The 17,155-nt window shown below is 70.2% G+C and carries 14 protein-coding genes; 11 read left to right on the forward strand and 3 right to left on the reverse strand.

Annotated features, from left to right (window positions below; translation table 11 throughout):
* Positions 1-176 precede the first annotated feature (176 nt).
* Positions 177-2,162, forward strand: a complete 1,986-nt coding sequence (locus tag TK50_RS27045; protein WP_043968201.1) for an alpha-L-fucosidase — start codon at positions 177-179, stop codon at positions 2,160-2,162.
* Between the two features lie 29 nt (positions 2,163-2,191).
* Here TK50_RS27045 and TK50_RS27050 read toward each other — a convergent pair whose 3' ends face one another.
* Complete coding sequence (locus TK50_RS27050; RefSeq protein WP_199486145.1) at positions 2,192-3,244, reverse strand: LacI family DNA-binding transcriptional regulator; 1,053 nt, start codon at positions 3,242-3,244, stop codon at positions 2,192-2,194.
* Between the two features lie 304 nt (positions 3,245-3,548).
* On the opposite strand from TK50_RS27050, the gene TK50_RS27055 reads away from it, so the two are divergent.
* The 8 genes from TK50_RS27055 (at position 3,549) to TK50_RS27090 (ending at position 12,432) form a co-directional block, all read left to right on the forward strand.
* Positions 3,549-4,742, forward strand: coding sequence for an extracellular solute-binding protein (locus tag TK50_RS27055; RefSeq protein ID WP_052503945.1), 1,194 nt, complete (start codon positions 3,549-3,551; stop codon positions 4,740-4,742).
* Complete coding sequence (locus TK50_RS27060) at positions 4,739-5,863, forward strand: ABC transporter ATP-binding protein (RefSeq protein WP_043968203.1); 1,125 nt, start codon at positions 4,739-4,741, stop codon at positions 5,861-5,863. The genes TK50_RS27055 and TK50_RS27060 overlap by 4 nt, the downstream gene beginning before the upstream one ends.
* Complete coding sequence (locus TK50_RS27065; RefSeq protein ID WP_043968204.1) at positions 5,860-6,804, forward strand: ABC transporter permease; 945 nt, start codon at positions 5,860-5,862, stop codon at positions 6,802-6,804. The genes TK50_RS27060 and TK50_RS27065 overlap by 4 nt, the downstream gene beginning before the upstream one ends.
* The gene (locus TK50_RS27070) at positions 6,801-7,691 is read left to right on the forward strand and encodes an ABC transporter permease (RefSeq protein ID WP_063838626.1); all 891 of its coding nucleotides are present in this window, start codon (positions 6,801-6,803) and stop codon (positions 7,689-7,691) included. The genes TK50_RS27065 and TK50_RS27070 overlap by 4 nt, the downstream gene beginning before the upstream one ends.
* Positions 7,692-7,730: 39 nt before the next feature.
* Positions 7,731-8,846, forward strand: a complete 1,116-nt coding sequence (locus tag TK50_RS27075; protein ID WP_043968205.1) for a Gfo/Idh/MocA family protein — start codon at positions 7,731-7,733, stop codon at positions 8,844-8,846.
* Complete coding sequence (locus tag TK50_RS27080; RefSeq protein ID WP_043968206.1) at positions 8,843-9,769, forward strand: DUF6807 domain-containing protein; 927 nt, start codon at positions 8,843-8,845, stop codon at positions 9,767-9,769. The genes TK50_RS27075 and TK50_RS27080 overlap by 4 nt, the downstream gene beginning before the upstream one ends.
* Entirely contained in the window at positions 9,763-10,482 is a 720-nt protein-coding gene (locus TK50_RS27085) for a cupin domain-containing protein (protein ID WP_144420411.1), read from the forward strand. Before TK50_RS27080 ends, TK50_RS27085 begins: the two co-directional genes overlap by 7 nt.
* Before the next feature lie 177 nt (positions 10,483-10,659).
* Positions 10,660-12,432: a hypothetical protein gene (locus TK50_RS27090; RefSeq protein WP_144420412.1), complete on the forward strand. Its 1,773-nt coding sequence runs from the start codon at positions 10,660-10,662 to the stop codon at positions 12,430-12,432.
* A 300-nt stretch (positions 12,433-12,732) separates the two neighbouring features.
* Here the strand turns inward: TK50_RS27090 and TK50_RS27095 are convergent, their stop codons facing one another.
* Together TK50_RS27095 and TK50_RS27100 are read right to left on the reverse strand one after the other, a co-directional pair.
* Complete coding sequence (locus TK50_RS27095; RefSeq protein ID WP_199486146.1) at positions 12,733-13,809, reverse strand: LacI family DNA-binding transcriptional regulator; 1,077 nt, start codon at positions 13,807-13,809, stop codon at positions 12,733-12,735.
* 78 nt (positions 13,810-13,887) lie between these two features.
* The gene (locus tag TK50_RS27100) at positions 13,888-14,880 is read right to left on the reverse strand and encodes a hydroxyacid dehydrogenase (RefSeq protein WP_144420413.1); all 993 of its coding nucleotides are present in this window, start codon (positions 14,878-14,880) and stop codon (positions 13,888-13,890) included.
* 397 nt (positions 14,881-15,277) lie between these two features.
* Here TK50_RS27100 and TK50_RS27105 point away from each other — a divergent pair, with 397 nt between their 5' ends.
* The gene (locus TK50_RS27105) at positions 15,278-16,216 is read left to right on the forward strand and encodes an ABC transporter permease (RefSeq protein WP_043968211.1); all 939 of its coding nucleotides are present in this window, start codon (positions 15,278-15,280) and stop codon (positions 16,214-16,216) included.
* Positions 16,213-17,148 carry a carbohydrate ABC transporter permease gene (locus tag TK50_RS27110; protein WP_052503946.1) on the forward strand — a complete coding sequence of 312 codons (936 nt, stop codon included), beginning with the start codon at positions 16,213-16,215 and terminating at the stop codon, positions 17,146-17,148. Before TK50_RS27105 ends, TK50_RS27110 begins: the two co-directional genes overlap by 4 nt.
* The last annotated feature ends 7 nt before the right edge of the window (positions 17,149-17,155 follow it).

Genomic DNA, 17,155 nt, shown 5'->3' on the forward strand with positions numbered 1-17,155 from the left:
CCCGCCTCCGTCGGCGCCGGCGTCGATCTTCCACGCCGGCGCCGACGGAGGGCGACCGCGGCTGCGGTAGGCGGGCGCATCACGCACGAGCGCAGGTGACATCCGAAGCTGGCCGCCTGCGCACCGTCCTTCCGCCCCGGCTTCGACTCCGAACCACGAGAAGGGACCGCCCACCCATGGACCTCACCACCCCGGACCTGAGCCGCCGATGGTTGCTCGCCGCCGTCGGGCTCACCGGCCTCGCCACCGCGACCGGCCTGACCCACGCGCGTCTGGCGCTGGCCACCGAGGGGCCGCAGAGCTACACCGCCACCTGGGCCTCGGTCGACCAGCACCCGCCGGCCGCCGAGTGGTTCCAGGACGCGAAGTTCGGCATCTACTACCACTGGGGCGCGTTCAGCGTCCCGGCGTTCGGCAACGAGTGGTACCCGCGCAACATGTGGAACACCGGCTCGGCGGAGAACAACCACCACAAGAGCGTGTACGGCGACCCGTCCGCGTGGCCGTACCACAACTTCATCAACGGGGCCCGCGACAAGGCCGGCAACTGGGTGCAGTTCGCGCCGAAGCTCAAGTCCGCCGGCGGCAACTGGGACCCCAACGAGTGGGCGCAGTTGTTCGCCGACGCCGGGGCGAAGTTCGCCGGCCCGGTCGCCGAGCACCACGACGGCTACTCGATGTGGAACAGCAGGGTCAACGAGTGGAACTCGGTGGCCCTCGGCCCGAAGCTGGACCTGCTGCGGCTGCACGCCGACGCCATCCGCGCCAAGGGCCTCAAGCTGTTCGTGTCGATGCACCACCAGTGGAACTTCGGCGGCTATTACCAGTATGTGCCGCAGCAGTCCAGCACCACGCTGCGCAAGCTGTACGGCCAGCTCGACGCCGCCACCGAGCAGCAGCTCTGGTCCGACAAGCTGCGTGAGGTCATCGACGGCTACCAGCCCGACCTCATCTGGCAGGACCTCTACATCGGCCGGATCGATGAGTGGCGCCGGCTGGAGTTCCTGGCCTACTACTACAACAAGGCCGTGTCCTGGAACAGGGACGTGGTCGCCACCTACAAGGACGGGTTCAACAACCGCGGCGAGGTCTACGACTACGAACGCGGCGGCCCGGCCGGCATCCAGACCCCGTACTGGCTCACCGACGACAGCGTCTCCAGCTCCAGCTGGTGCTACACCCAGGGCATCGGCTACTACTCGACGAAGGCGCTGCTGCACGCGCTGATCGACCGGGTCAGCAAGAACGGCACGATGGTGCTCAACATCGCCCCGATGGCCGACGGCACCATCCCCGCCGGCCAGCGCACCATCCTCCAGGGCTTCGGCGACCACCTGCGTCGCTTCGGCGAGGGGCTCTACAACACGCGAGCGTGGTCGACCTTCGGCGAGGGCCCGACGCAGATGGGCGGCGGCTCGTTCCAGGCGCCGCGCGAGGGCAACGCGCAGGACATCCGCTTCACCCGCAGCAAGGACAACACCGTCCTGTACGCGACCGTGCTGGGCTGGCCGGGCGCCACGCTGACCATCGCCACGCTCGGCTCGAACCGGATCAACCTGGGTAACCTGACGTCGGCGCGGCTGCTGGGCACCACCGCGGGCACCTACATCGACCTGCCCCGCACCCAGGACGGCGGCGGCCTGCGCCTGACCATGCCGTCGTCCAACGCCCCGTTCAGCGCCTTGGCGTACGTGGTGAAGCTGACCTTCTCCGGCCAGATCCCCGCGCCCGGCACGGGTCCGACGCCGACCGGCTACGTGAAGATCAAGAACGTGACGACGGGTCTGGTGCTGGACAGCGGTGGCAGCGTCGCGTCGGGCGCGGTGGTGAAGCAGTGGAGCGACGGGAGCAGCACGAACCTGCACTGGCAGTTGGTGGACGTCGGCGGCGGCTACTACCGGATCGTGAACCGCACCAACGGCATGGTGATCGACAGTTGGGGCAACACGGCGAACGGGGCCAGCGCGTTGCAGGCGCCGTGGAACGGCGGCAACAACCAGCAGTGGCGGTTGACCAGCATGGGCAACGGCCGCTACCAGATCATCAACCGGGGCACCGGCACGGCCCTGGACGGGGCGGGCAACGCCACGTCGGGATCGACGGTGGGCATGTGGGCGCCGGACAGCAGCACCAACCTGCAGTGGAGCGTGACCGCTGTCTGATCCCCGTTCTCGGGTTGAGCGTGGTGGGTTCAACCGGTCGGTGCCGGGCCGGTGGATTCGCGTAGCACCAGGCGGCTGAGACCGGAAGGGGTCGGAAGGCTGGTCGGCTCCTCGCCGCGAAGGAGGGCGAGGAGCCGACCCATCGCCTCCCTGCCCTGCCGCTCCCGATCGATGCTGACGGTCGACAGCGTGGGACGCATGAACCTGCCGATCTCCTCGTCGTCCCAGCCGACGACGCTGACCTGCCGGGGCACGTCGACGTGCAGACTCTGCAGGCCCTGGATGACCCCGAAGGCGACCCGGTCGTTGGCGGCGAGCACGGCGGTGGCCCCGCACCGAGGGATCACCGTGGTGGCGGCTTCCCAGCCGGAGCGCACGGTCCAGTCGCCCTGGACCACGGCGCAGGAGGTGAGGCCGAGTTGCGCGATGGTCGTCTCGTAGACCGTGCGACGGTTGCGCGCGGAGGCCCACAGGTCGGAGCCGGCCACGTGGACGAAGCGCCGGTGGCCGTCGGCGGCGAGCCGACGGACGATCTCGGCCATCGGCGAGGCGTCCGCCAGCAGGCCCTGCGCCCGCATGTTGTCGTCGTACTCGCCCTCGACAACCACCGGCACCGGGAAGGAGGCCACATCGACGCCCGCCATCCCGGTGGTGAGCGGAGTGAAGGACAGGATGCCGTCCACGTTCTCGGGGTGCAGCAGGATGCGTATCCGCTCGGCCCTGGCCGACGCGTCTCCCTCCAGCCCGACGACGTCCAGCAGGTATCCGAACTCGTGGGCCACGTCGGCGGCGCCGTTGAGCAGCCGCGTCGGCACGACGTCGGCGGGTCCGGGCAGCACCACGGCGACCCGGCCGGACCGCCGGGTCCGCATCGACCTCGCGGCGAGGTTCGGCCGGTAGTTGAGTCGCTCGATGGCCTGGGTGACCTTCTGCAACGTCTGGGGCTTGAGCCCTCCCTGACCCCTGAGGAAGCGGGAGACGGTCTGGTGGGAGACGCCGGCCGCGCGAGCGACCTCGTGGATCGTGGCGGCCCTTCCGGTGCGGCCGTCCGGTGCGGGTTGCCCGATGGCCATCTTTCTCATACCCCCTGGTTAGAGCCGGTGAGCGATGGGCGTTGACAGAAAAGTGATCGATCACTATTCTTGGCCATCACATAGACGTCAGTCTAATTTTGCTGTGGATCCTCGACAGAACCGAGAGCGGTCGGCTCATTGACGCCGGTCGCCATCCGTCAGTAGGGTACTGCGCTCGGTTCCGGCGCGTCCGGCCCGGGCGCAGCCACCGTGTCGACACGACCCGCGTCGGGTGTGCTCGCGCGTCCGTCGAATCACGGGGTGTCCACGTCGGTCGGCGTCAACTTTCCACGTCCGTTCAGGAGGATCGACCATGACGAGTTACCGATCCGCCGCGCTCGCCACCGCTCTTGCTCTCGCGGCCGTCACCGGCTGTGCCGCACCGGACCGCGCCCCGATCGCGGCCCCGCCGACGACGGTGCCGGCCCTGCCGTCCGAGCCGGTCGAACTCCGCATCCTGGACGTGTCCGGGGTCCTCGCCCTGACCAAGCCGATCATCGAGAACTTCGCCAAGGAACATCCGCAGTTCGTGTCGTCGGTGCGGTACGAGAGCGGTACCCCGAGCGACGTCGTCGGCAAGCTCTACGCCCAGCAGCAGTCGGGCAACGTCACCGACGATCTGGTGCTCACCGGCACCGAGGGGCTGTCCCTGCTCGCCAAGCAGCAGACCGTCGTACCGCTGCTGCCCGGCTATGCCTCCGCCCTGCCCGATCCCGCCACCGTGATGACGCCGGCCGCCCGACAACTGCAGGACGCCCTGGCGGGCAACGGCATGATCATCTCCGGTCAGCCGGACGGCCCGGTGCTCGCGTACAACACCCGGACGGTCCCGCACCCGCCGAAGACCGCGCAGGACCTGCTGGCCTGGGCGAAGGCCCATCCGGGCCGATTCGGGTACGCGGCCGTACCGACCGGCAGCGGGCCGGCCAACCAGTTCACCGACGCGCTGCCCCACATGCTCGGCGACACGAATCCGGCCGACCCGTCGACCTGGACGAAGACCTGGGCGTATCTGGAGGAGCTGAACAGGTACACGGCGCCGTACGCCACCAAGACCGTCGACACCTTCGACGCGCTCGCCAAGGGATCACTCGACATCGCGGTGAGTGAGACCGGATTCGACGTCCAGATGAAGGCCAAGGGTGTGCTCGGTAGCCACTTCGCCCTACAGGCCTTCGACAACCCGTACACGATCGAGGTGGCGCAGTGGGCCGCCGTGCCGAAGGGTGTGGACCCGGATCGCCTGGCCGTCGCGCTGGCCCTGATCACGTATCTGCTGCAACCCCAGCATCAGGCGCTGACGATTCCGTTCCGCGCGGCCTTCCCGGTCCAGGGAGTGGACCTGTCGATGGCTCCTGCGGATGCGCGGACGCGGTACCAGCAGTTCGGGAGCCCCGATTTCAACCAGCGGCTCCTGGCGACGGCGCAGGTCAGGAATCCCGTGGTCGGCGACCACGTCCAGGCCAAGTACGACATCTGGAACAAGCTGATCGGCTCGAAGAAATGACCGGTGAGCACAGCGCCGGTGGTGCGCTGCGGATCCGCGCCCTGCGCCGGAAGTTCGGCTCGTTCGCCGCGTTGGAGAGCCTCGACCTCGACGTTCCGGCCGGTGAGTTCGTGGCACTGCTGGGACCGTCCGGTTGCGGGAAGTCGACGGCGCTGAACCTGCTGGCCGGACTGCTCGAACCGACGACCGGCGCCATCAGCCTCGATGGCCGGCGCATCGACCGGCTGCCACCGGAGAAGCGCGGCATCGGGATGGTCTTCCAGAACTACGCGCTCTTCCCGCACCTGACCGTGGCCGACAACATCGCCTTCGGCCTGCGGATGCGCGGCTGCCCGAAGCCCGAACGGGTCGAGCGGGTCCGGCGGGCGCTCGACCTCGTACGGCTGCGGGCCCAGGCCGACCGGTATCCCCGCCAGCTCTCCGGCGGCCAGCAGCAACGGGTGGCGATCGCCCGCGCCGTCGTCGTCGAACCGCGCCTGGTCCTGATGGACGAGCCCCTGTCCAACCTTGACGCGAGCCTGCGGTTGGATCTGCGCACCGAGATCAGGTCGCTGCATCAGCAGCTCGGCCTGACCACGATCTACGTGACCCACGACCAGGTCGAAGCGCTGTCGCTGGCCGACCGGCTGGTGGTGCTCCGCGACGGGGCGGTCCAGCAGGTGGGCACGCCCGCCGAGGTGTACGAGCGGCCGGCCAACGCGTTCGTGGCCGCGTTCGTGGGCTACCGCAACAGCGTGCCGGGGAAGCTGACCGCCGGGGTGGTCGACGCCGGTCCCGTCGCGCTCCGGATCGACGACCCCGGAAGCGGCCTGCCGGAGCAGGGCAGCGTCGTCGCGATGATCCGACCCGAGGACCTGCTGATCACCCGGGAATCCGGGGGCGGCACGGGGAACGAGCTGTCGATCGACGTGCGCGTGTGCGAATATCAGGGCCGGACCTTCGCCGTCGAGGGGACCGGTCCCGGCGGCCACCTGCTGCACGGTCGGTCGGACCAGCCGTTCCGGCCCGGCGAACGGGCGGTCGCCGTCGTCGCGCCGGATCGGATCCGGACCTTCCCCGCACCCGCGGAGGCGGCGCCGGCCATCGACCGTGCCCTGCTGGTCGGCCAGGAGCCGTCGTGAGGGCGAGCGGGCACTCCGGAGCCGCCGCCGCCGGTCCCGACCACGCCGAGGCGTACCGGCCCCGCTGGCGGGACCGGGCCCGCCAGCGGGGCGTCACGCCGACGCTGTGGCTGGCCGTACCCGGCGTGGTGTTCATGGTCGTGTTCTTCGTCTATCCACTGGGCTACGGCGTCGGGCTGTCCCTGCAGGGGGCGGACGGCTGGTACTCGGCCTATCACGATTTCTTCGCCGACCGGCTGGTGAACAACCACGGAAGCCGCGAGTCGATCCTGGTCACGCTGGAACTGGCACTCGCCGCCTCGATCATCAACGTCGCACTGGCGGTGCCGATCTCGTACCGCATGCGCCGGCGGGTCCGCGCCAAGCGCACCATCATGGCGATCGTCCTGGTGCCCATGACCCTGGGCACCGTCTTCGTCGCCTCGGCGATGAAGGAGTTCCTCGGACCGTCCGGCTGGCTCAACCGGGCGTTGCTGAACACCGGGGTGATCGACCAGCCCCTGCAACTGGTCGGGAACTTCACCGGGGTGCTGCTGTCGTTGGTGTTCACCGGGCTTCCCTTCGCGTTCCTGCTGATGGTCGGCTACACCTCCGGCATCGACCCCAGCCTGGAGCAGGCCGCAGCGGTCTGCGGTGCGCGTCCCGCCCAGCGGTTCTGGCTGGTGACCTTCCCGCTGCTGCTGCCCGGGATGACGATCACGTTCTGCCTGTCGTTCGTGCTGGCGTTCGGAGTGTTCCCCTCGGCCACCCTGGTGGGCAACGACGCCGGCCCGACCCGCGTGCTCTCGAAGATCGCCTACACCGAGTACAGCTACGGGCACTACCCGACCGCGTCCGCCACCGCCGTGGTCATGGCGGTCGTCCAGCTGGCCGTCCTCGGCCTCGTGCTCTGGGGGCGTGGTCTGTTCCACCGGGGGCCGACCAGCGGGGGCAAGGGATGACCGACGTCGCCGTCACGTCCGCCGAGGAGAACACGGCGACGCTCCCCGAAGCCGGACGCCGGCCCATCCGCCACACGCTCACCGGCGCGATCACCTGGGGCGGGCTCTGGCTCTTCGTCGGGGGCCTGCTGCTGGCCGTGGCCACCGTCCTGCTCGCCTCGCTCACCGCGCAGCTCGCCGAGGGCTGGTTGCCGCGCACCTACACCACCCGCTGGTACGCGCAGTCGTGGGCCACCTTCGACCTGGGACAGCTGCTGGTGACCACGGTCGAGGTCGGGGTGGCCGTCGTGGCGGTCACGCTGGTGGTCGCGCTGCCGACCGCGTACGTGCTGGCCCGGCTGACCTTCCCGGGCCGCAAGCTGCTCCTGTTGCTGTTCCTCGTGCCGCAGGTGGTGCCCGTGATGACCTATGCGGTGCCGCTGGCGACCCTGGTATACCGGCTGAGACTCAACGACACCCTGGCGGGGATCGTGCTGGTCAACCTGGTTCCCGCCATCCCGTTCGCGGTCCTGGTGCTCATCCCGTTCGTGGAGCAGATCGATCCCCGCGTCGAGCAGGCGGCTCGGGTATGCGGGGCGACGAACCGACGTGTCTTCGTGCACATCCTCGGACCGTTGCTGGTGCCCGGCCTGCTCGCGGCCGGTGTCCTGACCCTGGTCCGGGTGGTCGGCCAGTTCGAACTGACCTTCCTCGTCTCCGGACCGGACAGCCAGACACTTGTCGTCGCGCTGTACGGCGCGGCGGTCCAGGCCGGCGAGCTCGCCTCGCAGGAGATCAACGCCATGGCGGTGGTCTACATGCTGACCACCCTCGTGCTGCTGCTCGTCGCCCTGCGGTTCGTCGATCCGACCTCGGTGGCCGCTCGGGACCGTCGGTCCGGCCGGTGAGCCCGTCGCCATCGAACCAACCCCGAAGGAGTCGGCCGCGTGACACGTCGAAACGAGCCCATCCGGGTGGCCGTGGTGGGAACCGGCGGAATCGCCACCAGTAGTCACCTGCCCGCCATCCAGGCCCACCGGGACCGGGTCGAACTCGTCGCCGCGGTCGACGCGGACCCGTCCCGGGTCGCGGAGTTCTGCGAGCTGGCCGGCATCACCGCTGGCTACACCGATCTCGACGAGATGCTCGCCGCGCGACAACCGGACCTGGTGCACGTGTGCACGCCACCGGCCGAACACGTCGGGCAGATCGAAACAGTCCTCTCCACCGGCAGTTGGGCCTGGGTGGAGAAACCACCGTGCCGCACGCTCGCCGAGTTCGACCGGATCGCCGTGGCCGAAGAGGCCAGCGGGGCGTACGCCTCGGTGGTGTTCCAACACCGGTTCGGTTCCGCCGCGCGGCACGCCGCCGCGCTGATCGCGGCGGGTGAGTTGGGCCGACCGCTGCTGGCACAGTGCACGACCGCCTGGTACCGCCCGCCCGCCTACTTCACCGTCCCCTGGCGCGGTAGCTGGGCGTCCGAAGGAGGCGGTCCGACCATGGGACACGGGATCCACCAGATGGACCTGCTGCTGACCCTGCTCGGGCCCTGGGAGGAGGTGACCGCGATCGCCGGGCGGCTGGACCGCGACGTCGAGACCGAGGACGTCTCGCTCGCCCTGCTCCGGTTCACCAACGGCGCGCTGGCCAGCATCACCAACAGCGTCCTGTCGCCCCGTGAGGAGAGCTACCTGCGGATCGACCTGTCCGACGCGACAGTCGAACTCACCCACCTGTACGGCTACCGCAACAGCGACTGGACGTACACCGCCGCCCCGGAGGTGGACGAGGACCGTCAGCGGCGATGGCAGCCGCCGGAGGCCGACGTACCCAGCTCACACACGGCTCAGTTCTCGCTGGTGTTGGCGGCGATGCGGGCCGGAGTGCGCCCACCAGCCAGTGGGGCGAGCGCACGGCGAACCCTCGAACTCGTCACCGCCCTCTACCAGGCAGCCCTGACCGGCCGGTCGGTCCGACGGGACGAACTGGTCCCGGCGAACCCGTTCTACCACGCCCTGCACGGCGACACGGCCGGCTGGACGCCGGCGAGGAGCAACGCATGACACGTGACCTCCCGAACAGCTCCGCGCTGCGGGTTCGGCACGACATCGGCACGGCCGTGACGGTCAGCGTGCGGCACCAGGAACTCATGTCGTACGTGTACGGCGCCGAAACGGATCCGTGGGAGTGCCCGGCGCCCTTCTTCCATCCGATCCGCACCACCGCCGGCAACCTCGTCTCGGCGCATCGCCCGCACGACCACCGCTGGCACAAGGGCCTCGCGATGACGATCTCCCACCTGTCCGGCGACAACTTCTGGGGTGGCTACAGCTACGTGCGGGACGAGGGCTATCGCCGGCTGGACAACGTCGGCTCGCTGCGACACCGCGCGTTCTCCCGGTTCGACGTCGGGGTCGACCGGCTCGACCTGACCGAGCAGGTGCGCTGGCACAACGCCCGGGGCCGGCACTGGATCGAGGAGCGGCGCGACATCGCCGTCCACGATGCCGACGCGGCGGGCGGCACCTGGGAGCTCACCGTCGCCACCGCGCTCACCAACGTCAGCGGCGGGCGGCTGGACATCGGCAGCCCCACCGTCTTCGGTCGGGAGGCGGCCGGCTACAGCGGCTTCTTCTGGCGCGGACCACGGGACCTGACCGGCGGCACCATCCTCGCCGCCGGTGGCCTGGAAGGGCCACAGGTGATGGGCCGGCGCGCGGCGTGGCTCGCCTACACCGGCCCGCACGACGTCGTCGACGCGTCCTCGACCCTGGTCGTGGTCCCCGATCCGGGCGCCGAGGACAGCCCGCCGGTCTGGTTCGTCCGCAACGAGCCCTTCCCGGCGATCAACCCGTCGCTGGCGTTCGCCGACGAGGTGACCGTGCCCGCCGGCGCCACCCTGCGACGTCGGTACCGCGTGGTGGTCGCCGACGGAACGTGGGACGCCGATCGCGTCGAGGGGTACCTGAAGGAGCACCCGTGGTGAATCTGCCCAACGGCGTCGGAGTCTCCGGGCTCGAGGTCTACCCCTGGGCGGCCTCCGACGGCTGCCACGGAGGATCGCCGCACCTGCACACGGCATGCACGGAGGCGTACGTCGTCGTCGGCGGGCGCGGCGAGCTGCACACGCTGACCCCCGCCGGCCCCGGTACCACCCCACTGCTGCCGGGCACCGTCGTCTGGTTCACCCCCGGGACCGTGCACCGGGCGGTCAACCTCGGCGACCTGCGGGTGGTGGTCATCATGGAGAACTCCGGACTGCCGGAGGCCGGGGACGCCGTCCTGACCTTTCCACCGGAGATCCTCGCGGACCCCGCCGCGTACGCCGAAGCCGCCAGTCTCGGGCCGGAGCCCGCCACCTCACCGGCGGCCGAACGCCGCGCCCGTGCCCGCCGTGACCTCGCGGTGCGCGGCTACCTCGCGATCCGACGCGACCTGGCCGCCGGTGACCCCTCGTCGCTGCGGGAGTTGTACCGCGCGGCGGTGTCCCTGACCACGGCCCGGACCGCGGCCTGGCACCGCATCCTCGACGCCGGGCCCGCCGCCTCCCTTCGCGAGGTCCGGCGTCGCCTGCGCTGCCTGGCCGACGGCTCGGGCGCGCACCTGGCCGAGGCGAACGTCCGCATGCGGACGGCGCCCGAGCCCGACCAACGGCCGTTCGGCATGTGCGGCCGACTCAGCCCCTACCAAGCGACCTGAACGCGGTCGCCGGCCAGCCGGACCACCGGAACCGTCACCACCGGTGCGGGCCCACCACCCGCACCACCGCACCACGCACCACCGCGCCGTGCACCGCCGCACGGTGCGCGTTCCGCCCGCGCGCCGGACGTCCGGCGCCCGCGGTTCCCGTCCCCGGATCTTCCCAGGAGGAGATCGATGACATCCGTCAGAACAGGACGAACGTTCACCGCCGTCGCCGCCGGCATCCTCGTGGCCGCCGGCCTGGCCGCGGTCGAGGCCCCGGCGGCGCAGGCGGCGGCCACCAGCACCATCACGGTCGACTACGGCGCCGACCGGGGCCCGGCCACCCAGATCGCCAGCGGCTTCCTGCACGGAATCTCGGCGACCTCGCCCGCGCAGTATCTCGTGGACGGCGTGAAGGTCAGGTCGCTGCGAGGCGCCGACCACCACCCCAACCTGCCGAGCCTCTACGACACCGCGACGTACCAGCGGGTCTCCGCGACCGGCGCGAACCTGCGGGTCGGCCTCTACTACTACACGGCGAACCCGAGCAGCCCGTACCGCAGCTACCGCCCGGGCGACAACGGCAACTTCAGCACGTGGACGACCATCGTCAACGGCGTCATGTCCGAGGCGGAGCAGAAGGGCTACCGGGTCAATGCCTGGATTCCCTGGAACGAGCCGGAAGCGCAGTGGGGGAGCCGTTACACCACCACCTACTTCCAAGCACACAAGGTGGCCTACGACGCGGTGAAGGCCCGCAACTCGTCGTACCGGGTCGAGGCTCCGGAACTGAGCGCCTACAACTTCACCAAGCTGCAGCAGTTCCTCATCTACTGCCGAGACAACCGCTGCCTGCCCGACGTCCTGTCCTGGCACGAACTGAACCCGACCACGACGGACGTGCCCGGCCACACGGCCCAGATCAGAAGCTGGATGCAGGCCAACGGCATCACCCCGATGCCGATCGCGATCACCGAGTACCAGGGCAGCAGCTACGGCAACCCGGACGCCTGGGCGGCGGGACCGAACGTCCGCTGGCTCGCCCAGTTCGAACGCAGCGTCCCCAACGGGCTGGAGGACGCGCTGACCTCGGACTGGGACTACATCGGCGACGACAGCAACTTCATCGCCACGCTGGGCAACTCCGCCGACAAGGCGACCGGAACCCTGCCCAAGGGCGTCTGGTGGAACTACAACACCTACAAGACGATGACCGGCCGGATGGTGAACGTCACCTCGTCCTCGGCGACCACTGTCGACGCGCTCGGCTCGCTGGACACCGGGCAGCGCCGCGGCGTACTACTGATCGGTAACCAGACCGCCGGCGACCAGGACGTGTCGCTACGACTCAACAACGCGTCGGCGCTGGCGCTGTCCAATGTCGTGCACGTGCGGGCGGAGCGGATCAGCAACGCGTCGACCCTCTCCGCGCCGACTGTCGTGTTCGACGCGGACGTGACGCTGGCCTCGGGCGGCGCCACGGTCCCACTCGGCACGTTGCCGGGTAACGCCGTGTATAAGGTCCTGGTCACCCCGGCCACGACCAGCGCGCCGGTCACTCGGTACGAGGCGGAGTCGCTGCCGATGACCGCCTCGCCGGGCCTGGCCGGCCGGGTCTTCACCGAGGCCGGGGCCAGCGGCGGTGCGGCGGCCGCCCTGGACGGAACCGCCAGGGGCCAGTACCTCCAGTTCACCCTCCCGGTGAGCACCTCCGGCGTCTACGACCTGCGCGCGGTTCTCAAGCGCCTCACCAACCGGGCGTTCCACGCCCTCTACATCGACGGCGTCATGGTCGGCCCACCGCAGGACGGGTACGGGAACGTGGGCTACTACGGGACCGACTACGGCACGGTATCGCTGGCCGCGGGCAACCACACCGTCCGGGCCGTGGCGGTCGGAAAGAACCCGAGTTCCACCGGCTACGTCATGGTGTTCGACCGGTTCGACCTGGTCAGGGTCGGCTAGGACCAGCTCCGGCTCCAGGCGTGGATGAGGGACGGTGGGTCGACCGCCTTCCGGTCGACCCACCGCTCGCCGCCGGCTCGCCCTGGTGGTACTTCGCCAGGCCGAGCCGGGGATATGTGGGCTGGGTTGCTGGTGGTCTGGGACGCGGCCAGGATCTTGTTCCAGGCGACCCGATCCGGGATCCGCGTCTCATGGGGCGCGGAACTCGAACCCGCGTTCACTCACCTGGGCGAGCGGCTTGTCCGCCGCGGAACAATCCGTGGCCGTCGTGGGAATGTCCGTGCCGGGCCCGGTCAACGGCTACCTGCCGCGCTGGTCGGCGGCGGCGACCGGGCCGAGGGGGCCGGGAGCGACCAGCGGGGCGACCGATTCGCGGACCACGATGTGGGTGCCCAGCACGACGTGCTGCGGCTCGGTGGGGCGTAGGGCGAGCCGGACCGCGGTGCGGCCGAGTTCCTCGGTGGGGATCCGCACCGTGGTGAGCGCCGGCGTGACGTTGATCGACAGCGGAATGTCGTCGTAGCCGACGACGGAGACGTCCTGCGGGACGCGGACCCCGGCCTCGCGGAGCGCCCGCAGCACGCCGGCGGCGACCATGTCGGTGGCGGCGAAGATGGCGGTGAAGTCGACGCCCAGGCCGAGCAGCCGTCGGGTGGCCGCCTGGCCGAACGCCTGGCTGAACTCGCCGGGGACGATCAGCGTGGGGTCGAGCGGCACCCCGAACGCCTCGTGTGCCCGGGTGAAGCCCTTGACGCGGTCCAGGCTGGTGGTGTGGTTGGGCTGGACGTTGCCGAGGTAGACGATCCGGCGGTGCCCCTGGGACAGCAGGTGGCTGGTCATAGCGTAGGCGCCACCCTCGTTGTCGTACTCCACGACGGTGGCCGGCACGCCGTCGCCGAGGGGCGGCCGCCCGCACAGGACGAGACGGGAACCCGCCTTGTCCAGCGCGTGCGCGAAATGGATCATGCGTTGCCGGTGTCCCTCGTCGAGGAACCCGCCACCGACCAGGATGACCGCCTCGGCGCGCTGCTCTCGCATCGCCTCGACGACCGTCAGCTCCCGGGCCGGATCACCGTCGGTGACGCAGATCAGGCACAGCCGCCCCTCGGCGGTGGCCTGCTGCTCGACTCCCTTGGCGACATAGGCGAACGAAGGGCCGGTGACGTCCTCCATGACGAATGCGATCATGCCGGGGCCCGCGCCCTTGAGCGCGCGGGCCTGGGCGTTGGCGACGTAGTCCAGGTCGCGGACCGCGCGCTGGACCCGGGCGCGAGTGGCGGCCGAGACCGGGTAGTCGCCGGCCAGTACCCGGGAGACCGTCGCCGGGGACACCCCGGCGCGGGCGGCGACGTCCTTGACCGTGGCTCGTGGGCTCATGTCGGAATCACCGGCACCAGGTCGCATGGCTGGATGCTACGGCAGGGCGGTGCGGGGCCCGACCGACGTGGCGGGCCATCATGCGGCCCGGAGCAGCTCGTGCTGACGGACCTGGTAGCGCAGGGGCCGCCCGGTGAGCAGCCGCTCGAGCTCGTCGGCGATGTGGCTGCCCATCCGGGCCAACTCGTTGCCGTGCGAGCCGGCCACGTGCGGAGTGAGGAACACGTTGGGCAGGTCGAACAGCGGTGAGTCGGCGGGCAGCGGCTCGGGGTCGGTGACGTCGAGGACGGCCGAGATCCGGCCGGTGGTCAGCTCGTCGACCAGCGCCGGGGTGTCCACCAGCACCCCACGGGCCGTGTTGATCAGGACGGCGCCGTCGCGCAGGAGCGCCAGGCGACGACGGTCGAGCAGGTGGTGGGTTTCCGGTGTGGCCGGCGCGTGCAGGCTCACGATGTCGCTGGTGGCCAGCAGTTCCTCCAGCGGCACGTTCGGCACGCCCGACACGGTGGCGTAGGGGTCGTACAGACACAGCCGAAGGTCGTGCCGGCGCAGCAGCCGGATCACCTGACGGCCGGTGCGGGAGGCTCCGACGATGCCCACCCGGCGGCCGAAGTTGCCGACGGAGGGCGCGATCTGCGCCACGGTGAACGTGCGTGCCGCGTGGTAGCTGTCGTGCAGGGCGAACACACCCTTGCCGGCCAGCAGGACCATCGCGGTCGTGTACTCGGCGACCGGGGTCGCGTTCGCCTCGGCGGCCGAGCAGACGGTGATCCCGCGTTCCCACACACCGTCCGTGACGTGCGGCTTGATGCTGCCCGCAGCGTGCAGGACGGCGCGCAGCCTCGGCGCGGCGGCCAGGAAGGCGTCGTCCAGCGGGGGGCACCCCCAGCCGGTGATCAGCACTTCGAGGTCGCGTAGCCGGTCTGCGGCCCGCGGGTCGTCGAACCGGTCCACCGCCAGGTCGGCGTCGATGTCCACGAGCGCGGTGATCCGGCGCCGGACGGGGGTGGGGAACAGCAGCGGCAGGTGCACCGGGCTCATGGCGTACAGCGCCGTCGGGCGTTTGGTCACGGACGGTCCCCCACTCGTGCTATCTCAGGAAATCGTTCTCCACGGTATGGGCTCTGCGGGCGTCCGGTCAAGGCGAGCGCCACCCTTGCCGTGGAACGCCTGGAAGTGCGGCGATGTGACGAGCGGCCAAGCCGGCCGGCAACCTGCTCGTAACGAGCCCTTGCCTTCTCCGCCTTTGAGTCCTAGCCTCTGGAGAACGTTTTCTACTCGACTCTCGGGCCACGCCGGCAACTGCCGACCCCTTGAGGGGACGTGACCCACCAGTCCGCCGAAGGAGTCGTCCGATGACCCCGCTGCGCAGACGTACCGCCGGTGCCCACCCGCCGCCGACCGGGGCCGTGCCGGATGCCTCCGGCGCCCGCCAGCACCCGAGGACCCCCGGCCCGGAGGCCCGGTCGTGAGCGCCTCCCCACCCCGCCGCCCGCCGGGCGGGCGGCTCGGGCGCTGGGCCCTGCTCCTGCTCGCCGCCCCCGGTGTCTGCTACTTCGCGGTCTTCGCCTATCTGCCGATGGCGGGGCTGGTGGTCGCCTTCAAGGACTTCAACATCCGGGAGGGCATCTTCGGCAGCCCGTGGAACGGGCTGGCCAACTTCCGGTACTTCTTCGAGACCGGGGACGCCCCACGGATCGTATTCAACACCCTGTTCCTCAACGGGCTGTTCCTGGCCGCCACGCTGGCCTGGGGGCTGCTGCTGGCGCTCATGCTCAACGAGATCCGGTTGCACCTGTTCAAACGGGTCGCCCAGTCGGTGGTCTTCTTCCCGTACTTCGTCTCGCCGATCGTCATCAGCGTCATGCTCCAGGTGCTGCTGGCCGGCGTCGGTGGCGAGGGCGGTGCGCTCAACGACGCGCTCAGCGTCCTGCACCTGCCCGAGGTCAGCTGGTACACCGAACCCGGAGCATGGCCCTGGATCCTGACCGTGGTCAAGGTCTGGCAGCTCGGCGGCTACCTGTCGGTGATCTTCCTGGCGGCGATCACCGCGATCTCCCCGGACGTGTACGAGGCCGGTGTCATCGACGGCGCGAGCCGTGCCCGGATGGCCTTCTCCATCACGGTGCCGCTGCTGCGGCCAACCGCCGCGGTCCTGCTCGTGCTCGGTATCGGCCGCATCTTCTACGGCGACTTCGCGACCATCTACGCGATCGTCGGAGACAACGGGGTGCTGTTCTCGACGACCGACGTGATCGACACCTACGTGTTCCGCGCCCTGCGTAGCCTGGGCGACTTCGGCACCACCGCCGCCGTGGGCCTGTTCCAGGGCCTCGTCGGCCTGGTCTTCGTCACCGCAGCCCTGATCATCCAACGCCGGTACGCACGAGAGAGCAGCCTGCTGTGAGCACCGCGACCATGCCCAGCCAACTCCCGACCTCGCCCGCCGCGCCGCCCGCGAGGGCGGCCCGGCACCGGCGCCGCACCGTCGAGCCGTTCACCGTCGTCAGCTACTTGACGGTGACTCTCTTCGCCCTGTTCTGTCTGGTCCCGCTGTGGATGATCGTCGCCGGGTCGTTCACCGACGAGAGCGTGTTGTCCCTGCGGGGCTACAGCCTGCTGCCCGACCCGTTCTCGGTCGACGCGTACGCGCAGCTGTTCAGCGGCCGGGCCATCGGCCGCGCGTACCTGGCGACGCTGTTCATCACCGGGGTCGGCACGGTGCTGTCGGTGGCCTGCACCGCCGGCCTGGCCTGGGTAATCGCCCGCCGGCTGCGGCCGGTGAGCCGGCCGCTGACCGCCTTCACCTACCTGCCGATGCTGTTCAGTGGCGGCCTGGTGCCGATCTACCTGCTCGTCACACAGGTCCTGCACCTGCGCGACAGCTGGTTCGCGGTGATCCTGCCGCACCTGATGATGCCCTTCCTGGTGTTCATCACGGTCGCCTTCTTCCAGCAGATCCCCACCGAGATCATGGAGTCCGCCCACGTCGACGGGGCCGGTGAACTGCGGATCTTCTTCCGGATCGTGCTGCCGTTGGCCAAACCCATCCTCGCCGTGATCGCGCTGTTCTACGCCGTGACCTACTGGAACGAGTGGTTCATGGCGATCCTGTTCATCTCGGACCCGGACAAGTACCCGCTGCAACTGCTGCTGCAGAACCTCATCGCCAACGTCACCAACGCGACCGTGCTGCCCGGCGGCAGCGCCCCGGTGGTGCCCGTCTACCAGCTGCGGCTGGCCCTCACCGTGGTCACCATCGGGCCGATCATCCTCGCCTACCCCTTCGCCCAACGCTACTTCGTCAAGGGCCTCACCCTCGGCGCCACGAAGGGCTGACCCCCCA

The sequence above is a fragment of the Micromonospora haikouensis genome (assembly GCF_000876225.1).
GTDB lineage: Bacteria > Actinomycetota > Actinomycetes > Mycobacteriales > Micromonosporaceae > Micromonospora > Micromonospora haikouensis.